Origin of the sequence: Streptomyces sp. NPDC020681, from assembly GCF_044334895.1 — a bacterium.
In the GTDB taxonomy this organism is placed as follows: domain Bacteria; phylum Actinomycetota; class Actinomycetes; order Streptomycetales; family Streptomycetaceae; genus Streptomyces.
In genome coordinates, this window is sequence record NZ_JBIRTX010000005.1 from 374,900 (window position 1) to 392,758 (window position 17,859).

Here is a 17,859-nt window from a genome sequence, read left to right on the forward strand (position 1 = left end):
AATGTAGAGTCGTTTACGTACGACGTACGTGTCAAGTGGAGGTCACGTGGCAAGGCCAGCGCGCTACACGCTCGCCCAGATCCAGCAGCAGGCCCTGGAGATCGTCGACCGTGAGGGACTCGCCGGGCTCTCCATGCGCAGCCTCGCGGCCGCGCTCCAAACCGGGCCGATGACGCTGTACAACTACCTTGACGGCCGAGAAGGCCTGGAAGAACTCGTCGTCGACGCGGTGGCGGCGCAGGTGCCACGGACAGAACCGACGGACGACTGGATGGCCGATGCGAGAACCGCAGCCACAGCGCTTTGGAGCACCGCCCGCGAACACCCGGCCACCATCCCCTTGATCCTGACCCGCCGCACCACCTCGCCGAGTGCCCTGGCCCCGGCAGAGGCACTGGCCGCCGCCCTGGCGCGGTCCGGGCGCACCGGCTTCGACCTCCTGGTGGCATTCCGTGCGGTCATGGGCTTCGTCATCGGTATCGCGCAGTCCGAACTCGCTGGACCGCTCACCCCCGAAAGCGACCCCAAGGGGGAGGCCGACCGCATCCGCACCGTCGCGAGCGACGCCAACCCCACACTCGCCGCACTCGCCACCACAGCCGGCACAGACCCCCACCGGGAATTCGAAGAAGGACTCACCCTGATCCTGGGCGGCCTAAGCCGAGAGGCCTCGGCTTAGGCGGGTACATGTCCGCCGTCGGGACCGAGATGACGCACTCGCCGGTTTCGGCCAGGGCCTGGTAGCTGTAGTCCCAGGGGCCGATGGTGCACGCGATCAGCGGCGGGTCATGGCGCACCATCTGCATCGTTCCTGGGTGCGGCAGGACCAGCCTTTGCCCGGGCTACGTGCTCACGTTCGGCGCTACTGCTCCTGGACGGTGAGGTCGCCCACGGGTGCAGCGGCCCGGGCCTGCTTCGGGTCGACGGCCATGGCCCTCAGCTCCTCGAAGGCGGCCGCCGTCGGGCTCGCCGGTTCAGCCTGGTAGACCACCAGTTGCTGATGCGGGGCCCCATTGACCGTGAAGGCCGCGAACTTGATGTGCAAGTCGCCGACCTGCGGATGCTTGAGATGCTTGCCTTCCTGGGATTTGCTCTTGACCTCGTGCATCTGCCAAATTTCGGCGAACTCCTCGCTCTCGGCGGACAGTTCCGCCACGACTTCGGCGATGCGGGCCGATTCGGGATCGTGGCCGTAGGCGGCCCTGATTTCGGCAACACAGGAGTGCGCGGCTCGCTCCCATTCCTGGTAGAACTCGCGCCCTGCCGGGTCGACGAACACCATCCGGGCCAGGTTGTCGAACTGGTCGAACCCGCCGTGGAGGGCCGTAGCAAGGGAGTTGCCCGCCATGATGTCGAGGGCCGGGCCGACAACGAAGGCCGGAGTGTGCTCCCATCCGTCCATCAGCTGCAACAACTGCTGGCTGACCTCCGCCTCGCCCCAGTCGCGCGGGCGCTGCGAGGTGGTGAGGCAGAGGCGGTTGAGATGATCAGTGGCTTCTGCATTCAGTTTCAGCGCTTGCGCCACGGCATCGAGCACCTGAGGGGACGGACTGTTTTCCCGCCCCTGTTCCAGCCTGATGTAGTAGTCGGAACTGACTCCGGCGAGGAGCGCGACTTCCTCTCTGCGCAGTCCAGGCACCCGACGACGCCCGTATTCGGGCAGACCGACATCGTGCGGCTTCAAGGCCTCTCGGCGGGCTCTGAGAAAATCGCCCAAAGGCGTCCCATTGCTCATGCGGCAAGACTAGATGGTTTCCAGCCGATGAGAAGTGCCGGTCTCGAATATGGCACCAGGTCGCGCGGCCTTCACACAGAGTAGTTCACCGACTTGACCGGTGGGACCTTCCAGGCACGCCGACTCGCTGCGGAGGCCGGGCGCCAACCAAGGAGCCGTAATCCTGGGTGCACTGCACCCACCGTCGGCAGAACTTTTCCGGGCGTTTCCCGCCTAGCCTCGGCAGCATGTACAACGACACGCGCCCTGACTCGGTTGAAGGGCTGGGTCAGTTCCTCCGCTCCCACAGGGAACGCCTCAGACCCGTGGACGCAGGACTGCCCAGCACTGGACGCCGAAGGGTGCCCGGCTTGCGACGCGACGAGGTCGCGGCGCTCGCAGGTGTCAGTCTGAGCTACTACAGCCGGCTCGAGCAGGGCCGTGAACTCAGGCCTTCGCTCCGGGTGCTGGAGTCCATGGCCCGCGTGCTGCAACTTGGTGAAGAGGACAAGCGGGAGCTCTTCCGGCTGGCCCGGCCGGCGGCCCGCCGTACGAAGTCCCCCTCCCGGGTCGAGCGTGTCCGCCCGCACCTGCGGCAACTGATCGAAAGCTGGACCAGGACGCCGGCCTTCATCATCGGCCACGCCCAGGACCTGTTGGCCACCAACGCGTTGGCCGACGCCCTCTACCGCGACTTCGCACAGCACGACAACGTCCTGCGCATGCTCTTCCTGGACCCCGCGGCGAAGACCTTCTACAAGAACGCGGAGCGGGCCAAGCACCGCGCTGTCGCCGACCTTCAGCAGACCGCCGCAAGCACACCCGAGGATCCCCGCATCCTGGAGCTCGTAGGCGAACTGTCGGTGCGCAGCAGCGAGTTCCGCTCCCTTTGGGCACGCGAGTACACCCGGCTCCCGCCCTACGACGTCAAGCAGATGTACCACTCCGGCGTGGGCGACCTGGAGTTGCGGCACGAGGCCCTCAACATCCGCAGCGCTCCGGGCCAGCAGCTCATCATCCTGCAGGCCGAGCCGGGCTCTCCCTCCGCGGACGGCCTGGCCCTGCTGGGCTCCATCAACGCACCTGAAGTACCTCACCAGCAGAATCCGGCACACGGCTCCTGAGCCAGGGGCCGCAGGAAAACCGTCTTCCTCTCGACGGCTCCAATTCGGTCCGGTTGGAGCTCGCGGCGCAGCCTGCCGCCTCGTCTTCGTGGGTGTGAGACTCCCAGGAAAAACGCAGCCTTCATAGCGCCGTAGCCGACGGGCAAACTCAAATGCGTCAACAGGAAATCCCCGACAAGGGGAAGCGAAGAAAGAGGTTATCCCCATGGCTACGTGGTTTGTCACCGGCGCCTCCCGTGGAATCGGTGCCGAAATCGCCCGGGCCGCTCTGGCAGGCGGTAACAATGTCGTGGTCGCCGTACGAAACCCGGAACGTGTGCCTGCCGATCTGAAGAACTCCGACCAGGTCTTCGCCGTCGCTCTGGACGTCACGGACAACGACAGCATTCCGCAGGCGGTCGAAGCCGCCGTGGACCGGTTCGGCGGCATCGACGTTCTGGTCAACAACGCCGGCCGTGGCCTGCTCGGCGCGTTGGAGGAGATCACCGACGCGGAGGCCCGGTCACTGTTCGACCTCAACGTCTTCGGCCTGATCAACGTCACCCGGGCCGTGCTGCCCGTCATGCGCAAGCAGGGCTCGGGCACGCTGGTGCACATCGGCTCCCGCTCAGGCTTCGAGGGCGAGCCGGGCGTCAGCCTGTACTCCGCCTCGAAGTTCGCCGTTGCCGGCATCAGCGAAGCACTCTCCGCCGAGATGGCCCCGTTCGGGATCCAGTCGATGGTCGTCGAACCGGGCGTCTTCCGCACCGACTTCCTCGACTCCAGCTCCCTGTCGGTCGCCGCGAACCGCATCGCCGACTACGACAACACTCCCGCGCACGTGACGCTGGACTGGATCGACCAGGCCAACCACGCCCAGCTCGGCGACCCCGTCAAGGGCGCCGCTCTCATCGTCGAGGCCGCTTCCGGCGAGAAGCTGCCCACACACCTCTACCTCGGGCGCGACACCATCGAGCGGCTCGAGGTCAAGTACCAGCAGGTGCAGGACGACCTCACCCCGTGGCGCGAGAAGTCCGCCGCCACCGCACACAGCGACGCCGCCTGACGCACCGCCGGGCACCGCACTGATCCGACTCTCCTCACCTTCCGATCAAACTGATTGAGGTTTTGTGATGTCTGCTGCTCTGCTCACCGGCACTCCCCTGGCCGGCCGTGTCGCCGTCGTCTCCGGCGCCTCCAGCGGCATGGGTGCCGTCACCGCCGAACGCCTCGCCGAACTCGGCGCCACAGTGGTCGTGCTGGCCCGGCGCAAGGAGCGCCTCGACAGCGTGGTCAAGAACATCGAGGCCGCCGGCGGCACCGCGCTCGCCCTGGCCGTCGACGTCACCGACCGCGACGCAGTCCAGAGCGCCGCCCGGCAGGTCGCCGCACGCTTCGGCAAGGCCGACCTTGTGTTCAACAACGCCGGCGTCCAGCTCATCTCCGGCATCGAGGAGCTGAAGGTCGACGACTGGCAGCGCCAGATCGACCTCAACATCAGCGGCCTGATGAACGTCATCGCCGCGTTCCTCCCGCACCTGACGGACTCCGCCGCCCAGGGCAAGGCCGCCGACCTGATCAACACCTCGTCCATCGCTGCCACCCGCATTCTGGCGAAGTTCTCCGTCTACTCCGGCACCAAGGCCTACATCAGCCACCTCACCCGCCTGCTCCGCGTCGAACTAGGTTCCAAGATGGTCCGCGTCGCCACCATCGAACCCGGCATGGTCGACACCGAACTCCCCGACCACGTCACCGACCCCGATGCCTCCAAGCTGATGGCCGACCTCATCCACGACATCGATGTCCTCCAGAGCGCCGACATCGCTGAAACCGTCGCCTTCATGGCCGCCGTCCCGCGCCACGTCAACCTCACCGAGATCACCATCCTGCCCACCGCCCAGGCAATCTGAAGTCCGTCCCGTCATGGCGGGGGAGGTACAGCACTCGGCTGCCCCTCCCCCGCCATGACGCGTCGGCCGAGACCCGACCACGTCCTGGCGCTCCTCAGGAGGTGAGGTAGCAGCCCTTCCGTACGCCCGGCAGCGGATCAGCACCGAATGCCGCCGTCGTGCAGCCGGTGCCGCCGGTGAACGACCTGTACACGAAGCTGCCCCGTGCGCCGTAGGCGACGGTCCGCTGTCCGCCGAAAGTGCACGCCCCGTCTTCGTCCGAGCAGGCCGTGGCGTACCCGACGGGGCCGCCGGTGGCGGTGTAGCAGGTCTTCGACTCGCCAGGGATCGGGTCGCCGAACGCGGCGTCCGTGCACGGAGTGTCGCCGGTGGCCTTGATCGTCGCGAACGCGCCGAAGGCGCCGTACATCACCGGCTGCCCGGCGACGGCCGGGCAGGTGCCGTTCTGGTCCGCACACTTGGTCCAGCCACCGGGCGGCGCTCCGCCGGGCGGCAGGTAGCAGGACTTGGCGACTCCGTCGACGGGATCGCCGAAGTGGGCGTTGGTGCAGGCGACGGAGCCGTTGGTGACCTGGTGCGCGAAGTTGCCGTTGGCGCCGTAGGCGACATCACGGTTGTAGCCGGGCACGGCGCAGTTACTGCCCTCGGCCGCGCAGACGGTGTATCCGGGCGGGCCGCCCGCGTCGGCGACGTAGCAGGACTTGAGAAGATTCGGCGCGGGGTCGCCTCCGAAGGCATTGCTGGTGCAGGCCGTGCTGCCGGTCACCGTTGTGTACGTGTAGGTCCCTGCTCCGTAGGCCACCGCGCGGGTGCCGCTGAAGGAGCAGGTGCCGCCCTCGCCCGCGCACCGGGTGAAGCCCGCCCGCAGCGCACCGCTACCGGGTTCGGCGGGTGCCGGCGGATTGCCCAGTCCGGTGGCGGTCACGCTGTAGCTGCCCGGAGCGACGCCGGTGAGGTAGACGTAGGTGTCGTCCTGGCTCCCGCCGGTGATTCCCGAGGTGGGCGTGAAGGAGCCGTTGCTCCAGACGACGTTGCCGTTCACGGACACCGAGATGTTGCCGCCGCCGAACTTCGGGACTCCGATGCGGCCGGTGGTGCCGGCCGGGCTGGTGAGCTGCGCCGTGTACGTGCCAGCGGCGGGGACGCGGGACCAGGAGGCGTTGACGGCGCCCTGAGGCATGGTGATGCGGCCCTCGGCGCTGGTCAGATCGCCGGGGTGCGGGACGAAGCGGTACGCGCCGGTCGCCGACTCCGGTGCGGTGCCGAGCACGTCGAAGGTGAGCGTGGAGGTGGGCGCGGTGGACCAGCCATGGGCCAGGCTCATGAACGAACCGCCGTAGGCGTGGCCGCCGTCGGCCCTGATGCCCTCCCAGAAGGTGCTCTTGGTGCCGATGTCGCTGCCCAGCATGTGGCCCCAGGTACGGCGGATCTGCGCGAGGGCGGTGTGGTCGTCGTTGGCGGCGAAGTGGGCGTTGAGCTCCATTCCGCCGGCGAAGGGCGAGACATTGCCGCCCCACTCGGGCGTGAGTGGGCCGTAGATGCCCCACCGGGTCGCAAGCCGGCTGACGATGCTGCGCGACTTCGCGGTGGAGTCGGTGAGCCCGTACCAGACCGCGAGCGAGTTGCCGTCCTGCGGGTACAGGCCGCTGGTCGGGTTGTCCTTGTACATGCCCTTCGAGGCGTCCCACAGGCGGGAGTTGGCCGCGGTCTTGATGGCGGCCGCCTTGGCGGTCCAGCTCGCGGCGAGCGCGCTGTCGCCCTTGGCCGAGGCCAGGGTGGCGCCGCCCTTGAGCGTGGCGTACAGCAACGCGTTGGCGGAGATGTTCTCGCCGCCCTGCCCGGCTCGGGCCCAGTCCTGGGTGGCGGTCACATTGAGGAGGCCGTTGCCGCCGATCTTGCCGGCGATGAAGGCCATCCCCCGCGTGTAGTCGGCCCATGCGGAGTCCAGCCACGCCCGGTCGGCGGAGTACATGTAGTACGTCGCCGTGCCCAGGAGCGTCCAGAGGTGGTAGGTGTCCGAGCCCTTGAGGTTGAACGGCGGTCCCGACCAGGGGATTTCGCCCTCGGCCGACTGCACGTCGTACATCGTGGTGAGCGCGTTGCGCGTCGAGGTGAGGTCGTTCGAGTAGGCGTACTGCGTGGGTACGGCGATGCCCAAGTCGCCGGGCCACACCGTACGGTCGCGCTTGGCCCCGTCGACCAGGACGGAGTCGCCCACGCCGACGGTGGCGGCGTTGTCCCACTCCGTGGCCGGCGGGGGCCAGGCGCGGCCCTGGTCGGAGGCGATCGTGTTGAGCTGCACGGTGTACGCACCGGCGTACCAGATGCGGTTGAGCAGGTCGTCGCTGGAATGGAAGTAGTTGGCGTAGTCGGCAGGGTTGGCCTTCCCCGGAGCCGCGGTGAAGTCGAGGCTGACGCCGTTGAGGTCCACCCAGCCCGCGGTGTCGAGGAAGACGGTGAGGTAGCGGAAGCCGCCCCGCAGTCGCGAGACGGGCATCGTGTACGTGCCGTTGGCGGAGGCCGTGGCGTAGAGCGCTCCGTCATCGCCGTCGCGGCCGCTGCTCCGGTCGCTGTTGGTGCCCGCGTACAGGGACGACTCGCTGAAGGCCAGGCCGACCCGTTGGCCACTGCTGCTGGTGGAGCCGAAGGACAACGTTGTCAGGCCGCCGACCTCCTTGCCGAAGTCGAGGGTGATGGCCGACCGCGAGCCGGAGATCCGCGTCGGCTGTCCGCTGAGGACGTTCTGCGGGTTCGCGACGCTTCCGGACGTCGAGTACACGGCGGTCGGCTTGAGGGTGCGGGAGGTCGGCGAGTAGTTCAGGGCGCCAAGGGCCGCCTTGCTGACGCCCGTTGCGGCCGTCGAGGATGCCGAGTTCGCCGAAGCCGCCGCGGGCACGGAAGGAGCGGCGTCGCCGGACGGCGCGGGACCCACGGCCAGCACGGCGGTCGCGACCATGGCGAGCGCGAGCAAGTGGTGCCGACCCGGCGATCTGCTCAGCGGGGAACGACGACGCATGGAAACCTCCTGCGATCGGATGCGGGAACACGGAAAACGCAACTTCTGAAACGATTCAAAACTGCGGTCCAAGAGGCCCTTGGCTGATCGGAAAGTTGGATGCACGAGGAGCCTCGTCGAAGTTCCACCGATGATGGGCGCCCGAAAACAGGGTGTCAACCGTCGGGGCCACCGCGAACTTCCCTTGGACAGACTCCTGTTGGGGGCACTGACAGAGACCTTCGATGCCGCTCGCCGCGCGCGAACCGGCGCGCAAGGTGGGTGCCGGACACCTGGGTGAACGGCGGCCTGGTTGCGTTCCCGGGACGCGACCAGGCTGGCGGTGGAGCAGCCGCAAGGGGCTGCCGACTCCCTCTCGGCCGCGCGAGCGCGCCTGACGCATTCCACAGGCCGATGGACCCACTCACCTGAGGAGCAGGCGATGACCGCCACCCGCACAACCACCATGAGCTGGAACAACAAGGCCTTCGACGAGATCGTCCCGAACGACGCGGGACGTCCCGTCCTGTTCACCAACGCCCGGGTCCTGACGATGGACCCGCTGATCGGGACCATGCACGGCGCGGACGTCCTGCTCGTGGGCGCCCTGATCGTAGGCGTCGGCCCCGGCATCGTCACCGCGGCACAGGACGACAACGCCATCGTCGTCGACTGCACGGGCATGACCGTCGTGCCGGCAGTCGTGGACACCGTCGCCCTGGTCGGCGGACGTGGCCACCGCTCGGAGTACGTCGCGACGCTGACGCCGGGGAACGCCGGCGACCTGCTCGTCCTGCCCGACGAGCTCGCCCCCGACGTGGCGAGCGCACAGGCCACGCTCCTGTCCCGCCCGGAGCAGGTCCGCGCGCTGGTCGCGGCCGGCAGGCCCGTGCTCTGGGCCGGCACCGACGCCCCCAGCCGCCGCACCGCACCCGAAGCGGGAATCCCGGCGGCTCAGGACATGACCGGCAGCCCGCGGGTCGGCGTCTGGATCGACAAGAACGACTTCCTGCACCAGGAGCTCACCGCCGACGGCCGCTACGACGAGACCCGGGGCGGCCGCCCGCACGCATATCAGGGCCGGTACTGGATCGACGGCAACCGGATCGACTACCTGGACGACCTCGGTTTCTGGGCCTTCGGGGAGTTTCAGGGCGATGAGCTGCACCACGCGGGGTACGCCATGCGGCTGGGCTGACCCCTTCGCCGTACCGGCCTTGATCAGACCACTGAGTCCACTGAGAGCTCCAGCCCTCACCCGCAACCGGGGTGAGGGCTGGAGCTCTCGCCTGTCAGCTGGACTCCGGTCAGCCGGCCGGCGTGTTGAGCACGTAGGTGCGGGAGGCGTTGACCTCGCTGCGCAGTGCGGGGAGGTTCACGTCGAGGACCTCTCCGTTCCACTTGCGGGGCCGGCCGTTGATCAGGACAGCGGTGATGTTACGGGCGTCGGAGCCCAACACGAGTGTGCCGATCGGGTCGTTGAGAGGCATGTTGTTGAGGTCCTCGGCCTGGACGACCAGCAGGTCGGCCTTCTTGCCGGGGGTGAGGGAGCCGGTGATGTCGCCGAGGCCGTTGGTCCGCGCACCCTGGAGGGTGGCGAAGTCCAGGACGTCGTGCGTGGTGATGCGGGAGAGATCGCCGTCCGTTCCGTAGGCGGCGTTGACCGCGCGCATCCGCTGGATCGCGAGCAGGGCCCGCATCTGTGTGAACATGTCGCTGGCGAGGGCGACTTCGACGTCAATGCTGAGGCCGGGACGGATGCCGACCGCGAGCGCCTCGTCCACCGCGGGGATCGCCGTCTCCAGACCGATCTGTGCATCCGAGGTGGGCGCCAGGGCGACCGTGGTGCCGGACTCCCCCATCGCCTTCCACGCCTCGGTGGTCAAACCGGTGGAGTGGATCAGGGTGACGTCGCGGCCGAGGATCCCGTTCTCGGCCCACGACAGCACGGCCTCCGACGAGGCAGTACCGAAGACGGCGTCGACGCTGACGCCGATACCCAGGTCGGCCGCGGTGCGGGCGAGGTCGGGGCCGTACGCGAGAGCGGGGCCGGCGATCTCGTCGGTGGCCAGGGTCGCCATGCGGAGCGTGAGCAACTGGTCGTCGCTGCTGAAGTACTGGTCCTTGAGGCGGGTCAGGTCGGCCGGCCACTGCCGGTCCCATTCACCGAAGTGCGGTCCCATCGAGGCGTGCACCCCACGGATACCGGTGTCCCGCAGGGCCTCGATCGCCGCGTCGGAGTGCTCGCGGGTACGGGAGTTGTGGGAGAAGTCGAGCATGGTGGTGATACCGCTGTCGATCGCGGTCAGCGCCGCCAGTTTGGTACCGATGTACATGTCCGCCGGGCGGTAGACCGTGGCGTAGCCGGCCAGCGTGGCCATCACATAGCCGCCGAGGTCGTCGACGTCGGGCATGATCCGGCGCAGCTGCGCTTCCCAGGCGTGCCGGTGGGTATCGACGAGGCCAGGGGCCAGGATCGTGCCGGAGGCGTCGACGACCACCGCGCCGTCCGCGGTCAGGTTCGGCCCTATCGCGGCGATGGCGTCGCCCTCGACGAGCAGGTCGCTGTTCTGCAGGATGCCCAGTTCCGGGTCCATCGTGACGATGGTGGCGCCGGTGAACAGGATGCGCCGACGCGGATCGTCCGACTGGCGTCGCAGCTGCTCGAGAAGGCTGGCGCTGGTGGTGTCGTTGGAGTTCATGGCGGGCCCCTTTCGGGAGGCTCTGAGTCTGGGCCAAGTGGCTTCTGGTCCAGAGTCGATCCGTGCCGGCAGGCGAACCAGGCCGCCGTTTCCCTAGGTGCGGCGCACCCAGGACATCAGTCGGACCTCCTCCGCATCGAGCACTTCCTGAATGGCGCGCAGGACGATGTCGTCGATACTTCCGGCGTCACGAAGGCCGATGAGCGTGTCGCGTTTGACCTGAAGCAACGCGAGTTCGAGGCGCCGCACACTCTCGCGCCGACGCGTGGAGCCGGGCACGGGGGCCGTACGGCCTTCGAAGTCCTGAGCCATACGAACGGTGTCCGCCTCGGGGACGCCGAACCGCTGCGCCAGCTCCGGCAGGGCGCGTAACGCGGCACTGCTCATCCGGCCCCGGGCAAGGGTGAGTTCCGCGGTCTTGTCCTCGTCCTCGGGGAAGCGGGCCCGGCGGACCACGGCCGGCAGCGTCGGACCGAGCAACGCAAGGGTGACGACAATGACGACTGTCGTGATGAACACGACGGCGTCGCGTTGCTCGACGACGTGTCCCTCCGGGGTCACGGCGGGCACGGTCAGCGCCGCGGCCAGCGAGATGGCTCCGCGCATCCCCGCCCACGCCAGCGGCAGGCGCTGCGGGGCGGTGATACGGCGGTCCCGCTGCTGGGAACGCCGGTCCAGGAACCTGACCAGATAGGGGACCGAGTAGAACCACAGCAGCCGTGTCCCGATCACAGCGACGCTGACAGCGGCGGCGGCGAGCGTCGCCTGCACCAGGGAGATGGAGGTCAAGGCCCGGACCGCGGCGGGCAGTTGGATGCCGACGAGGATGAACAGCGCGCTGTCGAGCAGGTAGCTGGCCACTTCCCAGAACGCGATGGCCTGGATGCGGGCGTCGGAGCCGATGACGCGAGGGCCGAGCCGCGTGGTCACAAGGCCGCAGGTGACGACGGCGAGGACGCCGGACACGTGGAGGAGTTCGGCGGGCAGGAAAGCGAGGAACGGGGTGGCGACGCTCAGCACGCTGTGGAGCAGGGGCTCGGCCAGCCGGCGCCTGACCGGGATCAGGAGCAGTGCGACCGCGGCACCGATCAGGATTCCGCCGGCGTAGGACTCGACGAAGGCGACCGCCGTGCCGGACCAGGAGAAGGGTTGCTCGTCGGTGACGACCTCGATGGTCACGGCCAGCAGGACCAGAGCGGTCCCGTCGTTCAGCAGGCTTTCGGTGCGCAGCATGGTCAGGATGCGGCGTGGCATGGCCTTGGCGACGGCGGCGACGGCCCCGGCGTCGGTGGGAGCCAGGACCGCGCCGAGGACGAAGGCGATGGGCCAGCTGTAGCCCAACGCGTGGGCCACCGCTGCGACGGCGACGGCGGTCGCCACGACCAGCCCGGTGGACTGCAGGGCGATGCTGCGGAAGTTGTTGCGGATCTCGCGCACCGAGGAGGTCAGCGCCTCCCAGTACAGCAGGGCGGGCAGAAAGAGGAACAGGACGACGTCCGGGGAGAGCGCGAACGAGGCGAAGGGCGGTGTCAGTCCCACGAGGCAGCCCGCGCCGAGCAGCAGCAGCGGTTCACTCAGGCCCGTACGACGCGACAGCCAGCCCATCGCCAGTACACCGACGGCGACGACAACGATCAGTTCCAGGCTTTCCATGTCGGTTGCCTCTGCTGCGCGTACCGCCGGACACTCAACCGGCGTCCTCGCGATACAGGACGAGATGCTCGTGGAAGAGCACGCCGTCCCGGACGTCACCGGTGGCGGTGAAGCCGGTGTCGTCGACGTAGTCGATGTGGTCGCCGGTGACGGTGTAGCTGCCGGTGTAGGCGCTCTGCCGGTTGCCGCGGGCCTCGTCGTAGCGGCCGTTCGGGAGAAGTTCCTGACGGATGTGGCCGTCTGCCGTCACCCACATGCCGACGAAGGGGTGGGGCGCTGTGTTCGTGTTCATGGCACAACGGTCGCGCCCCGACACACAGGGAACCAGGCCACGGTGTTCGCAGGAGCTGCGTTCCTGGGAGTCCGGCACCCACCCTCGGCGAAGGGAACGAGGAAGCCGGCCGTCATGCGCTCCGGCCGCTAACCGCTCCGGCTGCCGCCGCCCACGGCCACGCCCAGGCCCGCGTCCATCGCGGAGAACCGGGTGCGGAACGCGATGCCGCCGCTGTCCCGGCCGGCGTCGGAGGCCGGTTCAGGAACGACCGGCGCGGAAACGACCGGCGCGGAAACGACCGGCGCGGAAACGACCGGCTCAGGAACGACCGGCTCGGAAGCGACCGATTCGGACACAGCCGGTTTGTGGAGCAGGAGCAGCGCCGCGTCGTCGTGCAGCCGGCCGCCCACATGCGCCAGCAGTTCGTCGTGGAGCGCGGTGAGGGTGCGGGCCGGCTCGTCGGACAGGTGGCGCGCCAGCCCTTCGGCGAGCGGGTAGAACTCACGGCCGTGGTTGCGGGCCTCGGTGACCCCGTCGGTGTAGAGCAGCAGTTGATCACCGTCGGCGAACGGCAGCACCTGGAGACTGGGGACCTCGCCCGTGAGGGCGCGCAGCCCGAGGGGCGGTGCCGGGTGGGTGGGCTCCACCGTCACGACGCTTCCGGATTCGCGTACCAGCAGCGGAGGCGCGTGTCCGCAGTTGACCATCTCCAGATGCCCTGCCTGCGGGTATCCGGCGACCACGGCGGTGACAAAGTCGTCATGACCGAGGTTGCGCGCCAGGCTCCGCTCGATCCTGCCGACGACGGCGAGGAGATCGGGCTCGTCGTAGGCGGCCTCCCGGAAGACACCGAGCACAAGCGCGGCGGTCTCCACGGCCGGCAGCCCCTTGCCGCGCACATCGCCGACGATCAGCCTGACCCCGTACGGCGTGGGCACGAGCGCGTAGAGATCCCCGCCGATCCGGGCCTCCGCCGCCGCGGCGCTGTAGCGCACGGCCACCTGGAACGGGCCGACGGTCTCCGGCACAGGCTTGAGAAGCGCGTGCTGGGCGGCCTCCGAGACCGAGCGGACGGCCGCGAGCACCCGTTCACGACGTCCCCGCAGCGCGCTGGCCAGGCTGCTCGCCAGAGTGACGGCCACCAGGGCGGACAGTACGGCCGCCAGCTCCAGGCCCGGGACACCGTCCCGGATGCCGATCGTCGCGCCCAGCACCGCGGCGAGGAGACCGACACAGAGGACTCCGCGCGGCCCGTTGGTGGTGGCGGCGAGTGCGGGCCCGGCCGCGAGCAGCGGCAGCCAGATCATTCCTGCTCCGCCGACGAGGTCGACGAGCACGACGACGGAGACGATCAGCACGGGCAGTACGGGCATACCGGCGGCCAGCCGTGCGGCCGCGCGCCTCTGCGCGGACGCCCCGGGCCCGGCCACTCGGTTCCTGAACGGCCGCATCGGCCAGTGGCCGCCACCATGATCTCTCGCCTGACTCATGTCTCGTCCGCAGTCCTCGCCTGTGTGCAGGGTGTACTCCTGAAATGGGTGTTTCATCCAGGAAACGGCTTCGGCGCACCCGCCACAAGGACTGGATTTTCAGATAGTGAGCGATAGGCCCCTGGTCACGCGGCTTGCGGTCGGGATCAGCCGCGCCCGGATCTCCTCGAGTCGCGAGAACTGGTCCGCCGGCAGCGAGACGCCGAGCGAGCCGAGCGTCTCGCCGCTGTAAACGGGCACGGCGACGCAGACCGTGCCGAGGGCGTACTCCTCCAGGTCCGTGACGGCCGGGGCCACCGGTGAGGAGTCGAGTCGCCGGAGCAGTTCCACCCGGCTGGTGATGGTTCGTGGTGTGAGGTCGGCGAGCTGGTGCCGGGAGAGGTAGTCCTTGCGCGCGTCGTCGTCCAGTTCTCGCAGCACGGACTTGCCCAGCGCGGTGGCGTGCCCCGCGTCCTCGAATCCCACCCAGAGATCGACCCGGGGCGCCCGTGGACCGTCGACGATCTCGGCGACCCGGATCTCACCCTCCTCGTAGAACGTGAGGTAGGCCGCGGTCGCGAACTCGTCCCGCAGAGCGGCGAGCGTGGGACGGACACGGCTGAGCAGCGCCTGCCCGCGGCCCGAGGTGTGCAGTGTCTGCAGCTTCTCGCCCAGAACGAACCCGCCGTCGCTCAGCTTCCGTATGTATCCGTCGTGGACCAGCGTCCGCAGCAGGTGATAGGCGGTGGCAAGGGGCAGGCCGGTCTCACGTGCCAGCTGCTTCGCCGGCGCGCCGTTCTCGTGCGCGCTCACCGCCTCCAGCAGGCGGAAGGCCCGCTGCACGGAAGTGATGAGCGTGGGGCCGTCCTGAGCAGCCATACGACCAGCGTGCGCCGGGCGCATGGCTCAGGCAAGGCGCGAGCCGCGTCGCAGGAGGCAGCCCGGAAGGCGAAGCCGGCTGGGCCGTCTGCAGCCGACCAAGTGGCGGGAACCTGGTCCCGTACGGGTGAGGATCCGGATTCGTGTCGACGACCGTGTGACCGCGTGCTCGACCATCGCAGGCAGCCGGTTCACCGTGCCTCGGCCCTCCCCCGGAAAGAGCCGCCTTGCGCATCCTGCTCGTCGCCAGCGCCTACAACAGCCTCACCCAGCGGGTGCACGCCGAGCTGCGCGAACGCGGGCACGCCGTCGCCGTCGAGGTGACGCCCCGCGGCTGCGACGTGCGCGCGGCCGCCGAGCGGCACACGCCCGACCTGATCGTGGCGCCCATGCTGCGAGCGGTCGTGCCGCGCGATGTGTGGTCCAGCAGGACCTGCCTGATCGTTCACCCGGGTCCCGTGGGTGACCGAGGACCGTCCTCGCTGGACTGGGCGATCCACGAGGGCGCCGAAGAGTGGGGCGTCACCGTTCTTCAGGCGGAGGCCGAGATGGACGCGGGCCCCGTGTGGGCGACGGTGGCCCTCCCCGTGCCGCCCGTGACGAAGAGCGACCTGTATCGCAACGAGGTGTCCGACGCCGCCGTCGAGGCGGTGCTGCTGGCGGTCGAGCGGTTCGCCTCCGGCGAGTACGTGCCCGTCGGCCAGGACGCACTGCCGAGGACGGCGGCCGCTCGCGAGCGGCCGCCGATGCGCCAGGCGGCCCGCCGCATCTCCTGGGCCGACGACACCACCGACACGGTGCTGCGGAAGCTGCGGGCCGCCGCCTCCCAGCCAGGCGTCCTGGACGACCTGCTCGGCGCGGAGTGGTTCCTCCACGGCGGCCACCCGGAGCGCGGGCTGCGCGGACGCCCGGGTGAGCTGCTGGCCACCCGGGAGAACGCCGTCTGTCGCGCCACGGCGGACGGGGCCGTGTGGATTCCGGAGCTCCGGGCCCGTACCGCCCCCGGTGCCCCGCGCGCGTGCAAACTTCCCGCCGTCCTGGCGCTGGCCGGGCGGCTGCCGAACCTGCCGGACCTCCCCGCTCCGGCGCTGCCGACCGTGAACGACGACACCGCCTGGTCGGACATCCGCTACCGGGAGGACGGCACGGTGGGCGTGCTGTCCTTCTCGTTCCCGGGCGGCGCCATGTCCACCGAGCAGTGCCGGCGCCTGCTGGACGCCTACCGGGCAGCCTGCGTCCGGCCCACCACCATGCTGGTGCTGGGCGGCAGCCGGGACTTCTTCTCCAATGGGATCCATCTGAGCGTGATCGAGGCTGCGGCCGAACCGGCCGCGGAGTCGTGGGCCAACATCAACGCCATGAACGACCTCGTCGAGGCCGTTCTCACCACCACCGACCGACTCGTCGTCAGCGCGATCGGCGGCAACGCCGCAGCCGGCGGCGTCATGCTCGCCCTGGCGGCCGACGAGGTCTGGTGCCGCTCGGGCTCCGTGCTCAACCCCCACTACCGGCGCATGGGGCTGTACGGCTCGGAGTACTGGACGTACAGCCTACCGCGCAAGGTGGGTGCCGCCACGGCCGAGCGGATCACCGAGGAGGCCCTGCCGGTCACCGCCGCCCGCGCGCGGGACATCGGCCTGATCGACCGGGTGGTCGAGTGCGCTCCGTCGCGCTTCACCGCGGAAGTCACCCGGTTGGCCGCACGGCTCGCGGCCTCCCCCGGGGCTCAGCCACGCCTGGCCGCCAAGAAGGCGGAGAGCGAACGCCGGGACTCCCTCACCCCACTGGCGGCCTTCCGCGAGCGGGAACTCGCCCGCATACAGACCATTTTCTGGGACCCCGCCGCCCCGTACCACGCCCTGCGCAGGGCGTTCGTACGCAAGGAAGCGGGTCCGCCCGACCCAGTCACCGCGGATGCGAGGAGCGCCCCGCTGGCGGACTCTGGGCCAGACAAAAGTTGATCTGAGCATTTTTGCCGCATACCTCCCCAGGAGGCTCTGATGAACGCAGCATCGCCGACCACGGTCCAGGAGCCCGGCGCGTCCGGCTCGCCCGGCACGGATGAGAAGCCGATCCACATCCTCTGGATCAACGCCGGGCTGAGCTGCGACGGTGACTCGGTCGCCCTGACGGCCGCCATGCAGCCCAGCATCGAGGAGATTGTCCTCGGCGCACTGCCCGGGCTGCCGAAGATCGCGGTGCACTGGCCGCTCATCGACTTCGAGTGCGGGCCGGTCGGCGGCGCGGACACGTTCATCGAGTGGTTCTTCAAAGGTGAGCGGGGCGAGATCGACCCGTTCGTGCTCGTGATCGAGGGGTCCGTCCCCAACGAGGCGATCAAGCAGGAGGGCTACTGGTGCGGTTTCGGTGACGACCCGGAGACCGGCCAGCCCATCACCACGAGCGAGTGGATCGACCGCCTGGCCCCCAAGGCCCTGGCCGTGGTCGCGATCGGCACCTGTGCCACCTACGGCGGCATCCACGCCATGGCCGGCAACCCGACCGGCGCGATGGGTGTGCCCGACTATCTGGGCTGGGACTGGAAGTCGCAGGCCGGCATTCCCATCGTGTGCGTGCCGGGCTGCCCCATCCAGCCCGACAACTTCGCCGAGACACTGACGTACCTGCTCTACCAGGCGGCCGGTTCGGCGCCGATGATCCCGCTGGACGACAAGCTCCGCCCCACCTGGCTGTTCGGCGCCACCGTTCACGAGGGCTGCGACCGGGCCGGCTACTACGAGCAGGGCCAGTTCGCGACGGAGTACGACTCGCCCAAGTGCCTGGTCAAGCTGGGCTGTTGGGGACCCGTCGTCAAGTGCAACGTACCCAAGCGCGGATGGATGAACGGCATCGGCGGCTGCCCGAACGTGGGCGGCATCTGCATCGCGTGCACCATGCCCGGGTTCCCCGACAAGTTCATGCCGTTCATGGACGAACCTCCCGGCGCCAAGCTGTCCAGCACCACCAGCGAAGCCTACGGCGCGGTGATCCGCAGGCTCCGGACCATCACGGCCAGGACCGTGGACAAGGAGCCGAAGTGGCGGCGCACGGGCCGGAAGATCACCACCGGCTACCGGCCGCCGTGGTGACCACCGCTCCCGCGACCCGCTGCTCCCTCCCCCGCTCGAAGACCCGACCGACCGAAGGGCATCACAAA

Annotated in this window: 15 protein-coding genes; 7 read left to right on the forward strand and 8 right to left on the reverse strand. The window is 69.3% G+C overall.

Annotated elements, in window-relative coordinates; translation table 11 throughout:
* The first annotated feature begins 46 nt into the window (after window positions 1-46).
* Window positions 47-679 carry a TetR/AcrR family transcriptional regulator gene (locus ACH4YL_RS14685; protein ID WP_398507665.1) on the forward strand — a complete coding sequence of 211 codons (633 nt, stop codon included), beginning with the start codon at window positions 47-49 and terminating at the stop codon, window positions 677-679.
* Here the strand turns inward: ACH4YL_RS14685 and ACH4YL_RS14690 are convergent.
* Together ACH4YL_RS14690 and ACH4YL_RS14695 are read right to left on the reverse strand one after the other, a co-directional pair.
* Window positions 636-806, reverse strand: coding sequence for a flavin reductase (locus tag ACH4YL_RS14690; RefSeq protein ID WP_398507666.1), 171 nt, complete (start codon window positions 804-806; stop codon window positions 636-638). The genes ACH4YL_RS14685 and ACH4YL_RS14690 overlap by 44 nt on opposite strands.
* A 56-nt stretch (window positions 807-862) precedes the next feature.
* Complete coding sequence (locus ACH4YL_RS14695; protein WP_398507667.1) at window positions 863-1,735, reverse strand: helix-turn-helix transcriptional regulator; 873 nt, start codon at window positions 1,733-1,735, stop codon at window positions 863-865.
* A gap of 227 nt (window positions 1,736-1,962) precedes the next feature.
* Here ACH4YL_RS14695 and ACH4YL_RS14700 point away from each other — a divergent pair, with 227 nt between their 5' ends.
* The 3 genes from ACH4YL_RS14700 to ACH4YL_RS14710 all read left to right on the forward strand — a co-directional run bounded on the left by ACH4YL_RS14700 (window position 1,963) and on the right by ACH4YL_RS14710 (window position 4,730).
* On the forward strand, window positions 1,963-2,838 hold the full coding sequence (locus ACH4YL_RS14700; RefSeq protein WP_398507668.1) for a helix-turn-helix transcriptional regulator: 876 nt from the start codon (window positions 1,963-1,965) through the stop codon (window positions 2,836-2,838).
* Between the two features lie 205 nt (window positions 2,839-3,043).
* Window positions 3,044-3,883: an SDR family NAD(P)-dependent oxidoreductase gene (locus tag ACH4YL_RS14705; RefSeq protein ID WP_398507669.1), complete on the forward strand. Its 840-nt coding sequence runs from the start codon at window positions 3,044-3,046 to the stop codon at window positions 3,881-3,883.
* 64 nt (window positions 3,884-3,947) lie between these two features.
* On the forward strand, window positions 3,948-4,730 hold the full coding sequence (locus ACH4YL_RS14710) for an SDR family oxidoreductase (protein WP_398507670.1): 783 nt from the start codon (window positions 3,948-3,950) through the stop codon (window positions 4,728-4,730).
* Between the two features lie 94 nt (window positions 4,731-4,824).
* On the opposite strand, the gene ACH4YL_RS14715 is transcribed toward ACH4YL_RS14710, so the two are convergent.
* On the reverse strand, window positions 4,825-7,746 hold the full coding sequence (locus ACH4YL_RS14715; RefSeq protein WP_398507671.1) for an MGH1-like glycoside hydrolase domain-containing protein: 2,922 nt from the start codon (window positions 7,744-7,746) through the stop codon (window positions 4,825-4,827).
* Between the two features lie 421 nt (window positions 7,747-8,167).
* Between ACH4YL_RS14715 and ACH4YL_RS14720 the strand changes: the two genes are divergently transcribed.
* On the forward strand, window positions 8,168-8,923 hold the full coding sequence (locus tag ACH4YL_RS14720; protein ID WP_398507672.1) for an Atu4866 domain-containing protein: 756 nt from the start codon (window positions 8,168-8,170) through the stop codon (window positions 8,921-8,923).
* 109 nt (window positions 8,924-9,032) lie between these two features.
* Here ACH4YL_RS14720 and ACH4YL_RS14725 read toward each other — a convergent pair whose 3' ends face one another.
* The 5 genes from ACH4YL_RS14725 to ACH4YL_RS14745 form a co-directional block, all read right to left on the reverse strand.
* Window positions 9,033-10,427, reverse strand: a complete 1,395-nt coding sequence (locus tag ACH4YL_RS14725; RefSeq protein ID WP_398507673.1) for an amidohydrolase family protein — start codon at window positions 10,425-10,427, stop codon at window positions 9,033-9,035.
* A gap of 93 nt (window positions 10,428-10,520) precedes the next feature.
* Window positions 10,521-12,080: a Na+/H+ antiporter gene (locus ACH4YL_RS14730; RefSeq protein ID WP_398507674.1), complete on the reverse strand. Its 1,560-nt coding sequence runs from the start codon at window positions 12,078-12,080 to the stop codon at window positions 10,521-10,523.
* 34 nt (window positions 12,081-12,114) lie between these two features.
* Window positions 12,115-12,372: an Atu4866 domain-containing protein gene (locus ACH4YL_RS14735; protein WP_398507675.1), complete on the reverse strand. Its 258-nt coding sequence runs from the start codon at window positions 12,370-12,372 to the stop codon at window positions 12,115-12,117.
* Between the two features lie 128 nt (window positions 12,373-12,500).
* On the reverse strand, window positions 12,501-13,844 hold the full coding sequence (locus tag ACH4YL_RS14740) for a PP2C family protein-serine/threonine phosphatase (protein ID WP_398507676.1): 1,344 nt from the start codon (window positions 13,842-13,844) through the stop codon (window positions 12,501-12,503).
* A 99-nt stretch (window positions 13,845-13,943) separates the two neighbouring features.
* Complete coding sequence (locus ACH4YL_RS14745) at window positions 13,944-14,702, reverse strand: IclR family transcriptional regulator (RefSeq protein WP_398507677.1); 759 nt, start codon at window positions 14,700-14,702, stop codon at window positions 13,944-13,946.
* 227 nt (window positions 14,703-14,929) lie between these two features.
* Here ACH4YL_RS14745 and ACH4YL_RS14750 point away from each other — a divergent pair, with 227 nt between their 5' ends.
* Both ACH4YL_RS14750 and ACH4YL_RS14755 read left to right on the forward strand, forming a co-directional pair.
* Window positions 14,930-16,663 (forward strand): hydrogenase maturation protein, encoded by a 1,734-nt coding sequence (locus ACH4YL_RS14750; RefSeq protein WP_398507678.1) that lies wholly within the window; start codon window positions 14,930-14,932, stop codon window positions 16,661-16,663.
* Window positions 16,664-16,702: 39 nt separating this feature from the next.
* Entirely contained in the window at window positions 16,703-17,791 is a 1,089-nt protein-coding gene (locus tag ACH4YL_RS14755) for a hydrogenase expression protein HypE (RefSeq protein WP_398507679.1), read from the forward strand.
* The last annotated feature ends 68 nt before the right edge of the window (window positions 17,792-17,859 follow it).

What these genes read in the sequence shown, in the direction of transcription:
- ACH4YL_RS14690 (WP_398507666.1), bottom strand. Translation starts at nt 806, where the DNA reads ATGCAGATGGTGCGCCATGACCCGCCGCTGATCGCGTGCACCATCGGC.
- ACH4YL_RS14695 (WP_398507667.1), bottom strand. Translation starts at nt 1,735, where the DNA reads ATGAGCAATGGGACGCCTTTGGGCGATTTTCTCAGAGCCCGCCGAGAG.
- ACH4YL_RS14700 (WP_398507668.1), top strand. Translation starts at nt 1,963, where the DNA reads ATGTACAACGACACGCGCCCTGACTCGGTTGAAGGGCTGGGTCAGTTC.
- ACH4YL_RS14705 (WP_398507669.1), top strand. Translation starts at nt 3,044, where the DNA reads ATGGCTACGTGGTTTGTCACCGGCGCCTCCCGTGGAATCGGTGCCGAA.
- ACH4YL_RS14715 (WP_398507671.1), bottom strand. Translation starts at nt 7,746, where the DNA reads ATGCGTCGTCGTTCCCCGCTGAGCAGATCGCCGGGTCGGCACCACTTG.
- ACH4YL_RS14720 (WP_398507672.1), top strand. Translation starts at nt 8,168, where the DNA reads ATGACCGCCACCCGCACAACCACCATGAGCTGGAACAACAAGGCCTTC.
- ACH4YL_RS14725 (WP_398507673.1), bottom strand. Translation starts at nt 10,427, where the DNA reads ATGAACTCCAACGACACCACCAGCGCCAGCCTTCTCGAGCAGCTGCGA.
- ACH4YL_RS14730 (WP_398507674.1), bottom strand. Translation starts at nt 12,080, where the DNA reads ATGGAAAGCCTGGAACTGATCGTTGTCGTCGCCGTCGGTGTACTGGCG.
- ACH4YL_RS14735 (WP_398507675.1), bottom strand. Translation starts at nt 12,372, where the DNA reads ATGAACACGAACACAGCGCCCCACCCCTTCGTCGGCATGTGGGTGACG.
- ACH4YL_RS14740 (WP_398507676.1), bottom strand. Translation starts at nt 13,844, where the DNA reads ATGAGTCAGGCGAGAGATCATGGTGGCGGCCACTGGCCGATGCGGCCG.
- ACH4YL_RS14745 (WP_398507677.1), bottom strand. Translation starts at nt 14,702, where the DNA reads ATGGCTGCTCAGGACGGCCCCACGCTCATCACTTCCGTGCAGCGGGCC.
- ACH4YL_RS14755 (WP_398507679.1), top strand. Translation starts at nt 16,703, where the DNA reads ATGAACGCAGCATCGCCGACCACGGTCCAGGAGCCCGGCGCGTCCGGC.